This window comes from Pseudomonas edaphica (assembly GCF_005863185.1).
Lineage (GTDB): Bacteria > Pseudomonadota > Gammaproteobacteria > Pseudomonadales > Pseudomonadaceae > Aquipseudomonas > Aquipseudomonas edaphica.
In genome coordinates this window covers 1-7056 of record NZ_VBVZ01000323.1, presented here as the reverse complement: position 1 = coordinate 7056, position 7056 = coordinate 1, and the positions used below count along the sequence as shown (strand labels likewise).

The following is a 7056-nucleotide window of genomic DNA, read 5'->3' as shown; positions in this document are numbered from 1 at the left end:
GTAATGATGCTGTCGATGGAGAACACCAGGTCGAGCAACAGGATCTGCCCAATCGCGGCGGCAAAGCCGATGGCCACGGTGTTGCTGACGCTGGCTTCCTCCTCGGGCTCCGGGTCCATGCTGTGGTGGATCTCGGTGGTGGCCTTCCACACCAGGAACAGGCCACCGGCGATCAGGATCATGTCCTTCCAGGAAAACGCCTGGCCGAAAATTTCGAACACCGGCGCGGTCAGTTGCACGATAAACGCGATGGTACTCAACAGGCCCAGACGCAGGATCAACGCCATGCTGATGCCTATACGCCGCGCTTTGGCCCGGTGTTTTTCGGGCAGCTTGTTGGTGAGGATCGAGATGAAGATCAGGTTGTCGATGCCCAGCACGATTTCCATGACGATCAAGGTGGCCAGTGCCACCCAGGCGGTCGGGCTGGCGGCCAGTTGTAAAAGGTAGTCCATAGGTCAGTCCTGACGTTGTGCTGGGAAATTAAGCTTCTTTACGCTGGGTTTCAGATTCTTTTTCGGCCTGCTCAGCGTCTTTTTCAGGTTTGATCAAACCTTGGGTCGCTTCACTCAATGCCTGCTCGGCGGCCTTGTGGGTGTCATCGATGGCTTGTTTGGCCGATTCGGTGGCTTTGCCCAGCACCTGCTGCGCGCTCTTTTCGACTTGATCACAGCCGCTGATCATCACCAATGAAAGCGCAAGTACGGACGCCGCGCCCAGGGAATTGAGTTTCATCATGTATTCCTCGTTAGAACCATTGGGTCCAAATAGTGGCCCCTCGATAGCGAGGCATTCTATGCAGCTGAACAGTTCAGTAAAATTCGTATTTTTCTCACGTATACTTCGGTTTTTACGAAGTGTAGACCGCCATGCTCAATTATCGACAATTGCATTACTTCTGGGTGGTGGCCAAGACCGGCAGTATTGTGCGCGCCTGTGAGCAACTGAACCTCACGCCGCAGACCATCAGCGGCCAGATCAGCCTGCTGGAGCAGACCTTTGGTATCGCCCTGTTTCAGCGTGTCGGTCGCCAATTGGAACTCACCGAAGCCGGGCGACGGGCCTTGCCCTATGCCGAGCAGATGTTCCAGACCGGTAACGAGCTGGAAGCCATGTTGCGCGCAGCACCCGACGAACAGCAGATCCTGTTTCGGGTCGGGGTCGCGGATGTGGTGCCAAAATCCATCGTTTATCGGCTGATCGCGCCGACCATGGAGTTGAGCGAGCCGATGCGCATCACCTGCCGCGAAGACAAACTCGAACGGTTATTGGCCGACCTGGCGATCCAGCGCCTGGACCTGGTGATCTCCGACAGCCCTATGCCCACGCATCTGGACATCAAAGGCTACAGTCAGAAACTCGGGGAATGCGGCATCAGCTTTTTCGCCACCCAGGCATTGGCGGACCAATACGGCGGCGATTTCCCACACTGCCTGCAGGGCGCGCCGTTATTGATTCCGGGCGCAGAGACGGTGGTGCGCAGCCGCTTGCAGCGCTGGTTTGCCGAGCAGCAGATCCAGCCGAAGATCATCGGCGAGTTCGACGACAGCGCGTTGATGCAGGCATTTGGCCAATCCGGCAGCGGGATTTTTATCGCTCCCAGCGTGATCGCCGATGAGGTGGTGCGCCAATATGGCGTGGCGCTGATCGGCCAGACCGATGCGGTCACCGAGTCGTTCTACGCGATCTCGGTGGAGCGCAAGATCAAGCACCCCGGCATCGTGGCGATTACCGAAGGGGCGCGGCGCGAGCTGTTTACCGCCCTGCCCTGACGGCAAGGTGTGGGAGCTGGCTTGCCTGCGATAGCATCACCTCGGTCTTACTGATACACCGAGGTGCCTGCATCGCGGGCAAGCCCGGCTCCCACATAAGCCTGATCCCGTCCCAGCCAGGCTGACTCAGGCGCTGGACGCCATCGGCTGCTCGGCGGTCATCAACCACAGCGCCAGCAGGATCGATACGAGGATAAATCCGGACGCCGCAAACCCCAGGCTGGCAAGGCCAAGGGTGTCGATCACATGCCCACCCACCATTGCCCCCAGGCCAATACCCAAGTTGGCGCCAGCGATATTCAGCGACGCCGCAAACGCCGGGGCGTGGGGCGCGGCTTTCATCAGGCGCACATGGCTGACCAGAAACATCGCCGCTTGGGTCACGCCCCACACTGCCATCGCCGCTGCCAGGCCGAGGGTGGAGTGAATCGCCGGGACCACCGCGACCATGCCGGCGATCATGAACCCGCAAAACACCATGGACGCAATCAGCGGGTGACGATCCACCGCACGCCCGCCGAGGGCGTTGCCGATCAGGCCCACTGCGCCAAAACCCATCAGGCACCAGCCCACCAGCGTGCCGTCGAAGCCGGCCAGGCGCTCAAGGATGTCTGCCAGGTAGGTGTAAGCGGTAAACATGCCGCTGAAGACCAGGATCGACAGCAGGATATGGCCCTGCATCAACGGGTTGCGCAGGAGCTTGAACTGCGAGCGCAGGCTCACCTGATCGTTCTTGGGTGTGGTCACCGGCAGGTAGATAAACAGCAGCAAGGCCTTGGCCAACGCCACCACGGCGAGAATCGCAAACGCCGTGCGCCAGCCGAACATATCGGAGATCAAGGTGCCAACCGGAATGCCGAACACCGTGGCGCAGACAATCCCGAAACCGATCTTTTCAATGGCCCGGCCGGCAAACTCCGGCCCGACGATATCCACCGCTGTTTCACTCGCCAAGGCCCAAAACACTGGCAACCCCAACGCCGGAATCAAGCGCGCCAAGGCCATGACCCAGATGTTCGGCGCCAATGCCGCCACGGTATTAGCCAGCGCAAACATGATCAGGATGCAGATAAACAGGCGCTTGCGCTGGAACCGCGCGAAGTATGCGGTCAGGAACGGCCCGAATGCCGCCACGGTAAACGCGAACAACGTCACCAGCAGCCCGGCCTGGGACACGCTGACGTTCAGGTCGCGGGCGATCGACGGCAGCAGCCCGACAATGATGAATTCTGTGGTCAGCACGGTAAAACCGGCGGCCGACAGCAGCAGGATAGGGAACAACATGAAAACTCCAGAAACGACGACATCAACGACAGCCCGAAGGGCTCGCTGACGGAGAGGAAAGATGAGAGGCCGCAATCTTAACAGAATAGGTCTTGGCCTGGCCAAACCCTACAGTTGCGGGTGACGGAATGCCGCACCGAAACGGGACGCTTCCTACAGCATGTTAGACTTTGGGCCTGCTTCCTACGTCGCTCTGTGCCTGCAATGCTGCGTCCTACTAAAAAAACTAGAGACAACTGTTTATGACTGCTGCCCCTTCCCTGCTGCAACGACTGATGCGCGTCAGCCTGGTCACCCAAATTGTCATCGGCCTGGTGGCCGGTATCTTACTGGCCTTGCTGTTGCCCGAGGCTGCGCGAGCCACTGGTTTTATCGGCAAGGTGTTTGTCACCGCGCTGAAGGCCGTTGCGCCGATTCTGGTGTTTGTCTTGGTCATGGCGTCTATCGCCAACCATAAACATGGCCAGGAAACCCATATCAAGCCAATCCTGTTCCTTTACCTGCTCGGCACCTTTGCCGCTGCCGTCGTTGCAGTGGTTGCCAGCATGCTGTTCCCGTCGCCTTTGGTGCTGGCTACCCATGACGCCACCGTCAGCGCCCCCGGCGGCATCGGCGAAGTGCTGCAAAGCCTGCTGCTGAGCGTGGTGGATAACCCGGTGAGCGCGCTGATGAATGCCAACTTTATCGGCATCCTGGCCTGGGCCATCGGCATGGGCATCGCGATTCGCCATGCAGGTGTTACCACCCGCACGGTGCTCGATGACCTGTCCAATGGCGTCACCCTGATCGTGCGCGTCGTCATCCGCTTTGCGCCGCTGGGTATCTTCGGCCTGGTGGCCTCGACCCTGGCCACCTCCGGTTTCGGCGCCCTGCTCGGCTATGCCCACCTGCTGGTGGTGCTGATCGGCTGCATGCTGTTTGTCGCACTGGTGATCAACCCCGCCATCGTGTTCTGGAAACTGCGCCGCAACCCTTATCCGCTGGTGCTGATGTGCTTGCGCGAAAGCGGCATCACCGCATTCTTCACGCGCAGTTCGGCGGCGAATATTCCGGTGAACCTGGCGCTGAGCAAACGCCTGGGCCTGCATGAAGACACTTACTCGGTGTCGATCCCGCTGGGCGCCACCATCAATATGGCCGGCGCGGCGATTACCATCACCGTGTTGACCCTGGCCGCTGTGCACACGCTCGGTATTGCCGTGGACCTGCCAACCGCCGTGCTGCTCAGCGTGGTCGCGGCGGTATGTGCCTGCGGCGCGTCGGGTGTGGCCGGTGGCTCGTTGCTGCTGATTCCCCTGGCGTGCAGCCTGTTCGGCATTCCCAGCGAGATCGCCATGCAGGTGGTGGCCGTAGGCTTCATCATCGGTGTGCTGCAGGACTCGGCGGAAACCGCGCTCAACTCGTCCACCGATGTGCTGTTCACGGCAGCCGCCTGCCTGGGCAAGGAAGAGCAAACGGCTTAACTATCCAGGCGTAAAAAAGCCCGGGGCGTTCGACAGCAACGATCCCGGGCTTTTTTGTATCTGGATGCTTAGAAAGCGCCCATGTAATCGCGTTTGCCCACTTCCACACCGTTGTGACGCAGCAAAGCGTAAGCGGTGGTGACGTGGAAGAAGAACTGCGGCAGGCCATAGGTCAGCAGGTAAGACTGACCGCTGAAGCGCTTCTCTTTCGGCGTGCCTGGGCGGGTGATGATCTCGATGCCTTCCTTGCCGTCGATTTGCTCAGGCTTGATGGTGTCGACAAATGCCAGCACCTTGGCGATCAGTGCTTGCAGATCGGCGAAGGTCACTTCGCTGTCTTCGTACTTCGGCACTTCGATCTCGGCCAGGCGCGCGGAAACGCCCTTGGCGAAGTCGACGGCGATCTGCACTTGGCGCACCAGCGGGAACATGTCCGGGAACAGACGCGCTTGCAGCAAGGCATTGGGTTCGATGTTCTTGGCGGTGGCGTGGGCTTCGGCTTTGTTCAGCACGTCGCTCAGCGCGTTGAGCATTTGCTTGAAGACCGGGATGGAGGCGGCGTACAGGGAAATAGTCATGACAGTCTCACGGTGATGGCAGGGTTTGGAACCAGCGGCGATTATAGCCATGCCTGCGGCTTGTCTTTTATTTTTTCAGGATTAGGCTAGTGAGCTTCACTGCATAGGGAAAGCGCGATGACCGCCGAGCACGACACCGACACCCCTGAGCCGCGCCTGAACAGCACGGAAATCCGCATCCTGGGCTGCCTGATCGAAAAACAGGCGACCAACCCGGAAACCTACCCGCTCACACTCAATGCGCTGGTGCTGGCCTGCAACCAGAAGACCAGCCGGGAACCGGTGACCAACTTGAGCCAGGGCCAGGTCGGCCAGAGCCTGCGGGTGCTCGAGGGCCAAGGCTTTACCCGCCTGGTGATGGGCAGCCGCGCCGACCGCTGGGAGCATCGGGTGGACAAGGCACTGGAGCTGGTGCCGGCCCAGGTAATCCTGATCGGGCTGCTGTTTCTGCGCGGGCCGCAGACCGTCAACGAACTGCTGACCCGCAGCGGGCGCATGCATGACTTTGAAGATGCCGAACAGGTCGTGCACCAGCTTGAACGCCTGATTGCGCGCGGGCTGGCAGTATTGGTGCCGCGCCAGGCAGGGCAACGGGAAGATCGTTATACCCATGCGTTGGGGGATCCGGCGGATATTGAGGCGATCATCGCGGCACGCGGGAGCCCGGTGGAGCGTTCGGCCGGCGGAGTTTCGGTGGAGCGTATTGAGGAGCTTGAAGCCAGGATCGCAGCGTTGGAAGAGCGCCTGGCCCAGTTGGAACAGGCTTAACCCGATTAAAAATGGGAGCGGGCTTGCCCGCGATTGCGGTGGGTCAGTGATGTATAAGGCGGCTGACACGCCCTCATCGCGGGCAAGCCCGCTCCCACATTTGGATCTGCGCAGTGCTTTAATTTCGAGCGAAAGCCACTGCCGCCTGGAACTGTTCATCCGTCGGCCGCACACCGGTGTACAGCACAAACTGCTCCAACGCCTGGATTGCGATCACTTCCAACCCGGTAATCACTCGTTTGCCCTGGGCACGCCCGCGCACGATCAACGGCGTTTCGGCGGGGATCGCCACCACATCGAACACCGTGTCAGCAGCGTCCACAGCATCGGCCGCAAAGGCCAACTGGTCCGCTTCTGCACCGCCGGTCATGCCGATCGGCGTCACGTTGACCAGCATCTGCGGGCGCAACTCGCCCAGCTCTGCTTGCCACTCATACCCCAGGCTCTGCGCCAACGCCCGGCCCGCCGCTTCGTTGCGTGCCACAATCACGCCGTTGGCATAACCGCCGTCACGCAGGGCACTGGCCACCGCCTTGCCCATGCCGCCGCTGCCACGCAGCGCGAAGGTCGAATCCTTGGGCACCGCGTGCTTTTTCAGCAATTGTTCCACGGCAATGTAGTCGGTGTTGTAGGCCTTGAGATGGCCGTCGGTATTAACGATGGTGTTGAGCGAAGTAATGGCCTTGACCGAGGCATCCAACTCATCGACCAGGGCAATGGCAGCTTCCTTGAACGGCATGGACACCCCGCAACCACGGATGCCCAGCGCCCGAATGCCGCCGATCGCGCCGGGCAAATCCTGGCTGCTGAAGGCTTTATAGTAGAAGTTCAGCCCCAGCTGTTCGTACAGATGGTTGTGAAATCGCAAGCCAAAATTCCCGGGACGCGCCGACAATGACATGCACAGTTGGGTGTCCTTGTTGGGGTGCATCTGCATGGAAAACTCCTTTGAGTAAGCAAATCGGTACAGACCTTACACAACCTTTACCTAGCGGCGGTGCTGTTTTTCAGAAATACGTTGTCTTAAAAGTATCCCCGCGACAATCCTTGAGTCTATTGATTGCAGACCACAAGCGCAGGGGCTAACCGAGGAATGACCATGATTCGTAAAATCCCCAAAATCGCCTTGCTTATCGGCGCACTCGCTATGGCAGGCCAAGCCTCCGCCCACGGTGGTGGTTGGGGTGGCCC

Annotated in this window: 8 protein-coding genes; 3 read left to right on the top strand and 5 right to left on the bottom strand. The window is 59.9% G+C overall.

Annotated features, from left to right (window positions below; translation table 11 throughout):
- Both FEM54_RS20100 and FEM54_RS20095 read right to left on the bottom strand, forming a co-directional pair.
- On the bottom strand, positions 1–455 hold a 455-nt coding region (locus FEM54_RS20100), incomplete at its 3' end, for a TerC family protein (protein ID WP_138452642.1).
- 28 nt (positions 456–483) lie between these two features.
- A complete protein-coding gene (locus tag FEM54_RS20095; protein ID WP_017134560.1) occupies positions 484–735 on the bottom strand; it encodes a hypothetical protein in 252 nt (83 codons plus the stop codon).
- 134 nt (positions 736–869) lie between these two features.
- On the opposite strand from FEM54_RS20095, the gene nhaR reads away from it, so the two are divergent.
- Positions 870–1772, top strand: coding sequence for a transcriptional activator NhaR (nhaR, locus tag FEM54_RS20090; protein WP_017134561.1), 903 nt, complete (start codon positions 870–872; stop codon positions 1770–1772).
- A gap of 126 nt (positions 1773–1898) precedes the next feature.
- On the opposite strand, the gene FEM54_RS20085 is transcribed toward nhaR, so the two are convergent.
- The gene (locus FEM54_RS20085) at positions 1899–3056 is read right to left on the bottom strand and encodes an MFS transporter (RefSeq protein WP_017134562.1); all 1158 of its coding nucleotides are present in this window, start codon (positions 3054–3056) and stop codon (positions 1899–1901) included.
- Positions 3057–3298: 242 nt separating this feature from the next.
- On the opposite strand from FEM54_RS20085, the gene sstT reads away from it, so the two are divergent.
- The gene (gene sstT, locus FEM54_RS20080; protein ID WP_017134563.1) at positions 3299–4519 is read left to right on the top strand and encodes a serine/threonine transporter SstT; all 1221 of its coding nucleotides are present in this window, start codon (positions 3299–3301) and stop codon (positions 4517–4519) included.
- Between the two features lie 68 nt (positions 4520–4587).
- Here sstT and FEM54_RS20075 read toward each other — a convergent pair whose 3' ends face one another.
- Positions 4588–5097 carry a DUF1993 domain-containing protein gene (locus FEM54_RS20075; RefSeq protein ID WP_017134564.1) on the bottom strand — a complete coding sequence of 170 codons (510 nt, stop codon included), beginning with the start codon at positions 5095–5097 and terminating at the stop codon, positions 4588–4590.
- Positions 5098–5214: 117 nt separating this feature from the next.
- Between FEM54_RS20075 and FEM54_RS20070 the strand changes: the two genes are divergently transcribed.
- Positions 5215–5865, top strand: a complete 651-nt coding sequence (locus FEM54_RS20070; protein WP_017134565.1) for a YceH family protein — start codon at positions 5215–5217, stop codon at positions 5863–5865.
- A 118-nt stretch (positions 5866–5983) separates the two neighbouring features.
- Here FEM54_RS20070 and FEM54_RS20065 read toward each other — a convergent pair whose 3' ends face one another.
- Entirely contained in the window at positions 5984–6802 is an 819-nt protein-coding gene (locus FEM54_RS20065; RefSeq protein WP_138452640.1) for a shikimate 5-dehydrogenase, read from the bottom strand.
- Between the last annotated feature and the right edge of the window lie 254 nt (positions 6803–7056).

Coding starts and splice junctions, on each gene's coding strand:
- sstT (WP_017134563.1), top strand. CDS start 3,299: ATGACTGCTGCCCCTTCCCTGCTGCAACGACTGATGCGCGTCAGCCTG.
- FEM54_RS20070 (WP_017134565.1), top strand. CDS start 5,215: ATGACCGCCGAGCACGACACCGACACCCCTGAGCCGCGCCTGAACAGC.
- nhaR (WP_017134561.1), top strand. CDS start 870: ATGCTCAATTATCGACAATTGCATTACTTCTGGGTGGTGGCCAAGACC.
- FEM54_RS20095 (WP_017134560.1), bottom strand. CDS start 735: ATGAAACTCAATTCCCTGGGCGCGGCGTCCGTACTTGCGCTTTCATTG.
- FEM54_RS20065 (WP_138452640.1), bottom strand. CDS start 6,802: ATGCAGATGCACCCCAACAAGGACACCCAACTGTGCATGTCATTGTCG.
- FEM54_RS20085 (WP_017134562.1), bottom strand. CDS start 3,056: ATGTTGTTCCCTATCCTGCTGCTGTCGGCCGCCGGTTTTACCGTGCTG.
- FEM54_RS20075 (WP_017134564.1), bottom strand. CDS start 5,097: ATGACTATTTCCCTGTACGCCGCCTCCATCCCGGTCTTCAAGCAAATG.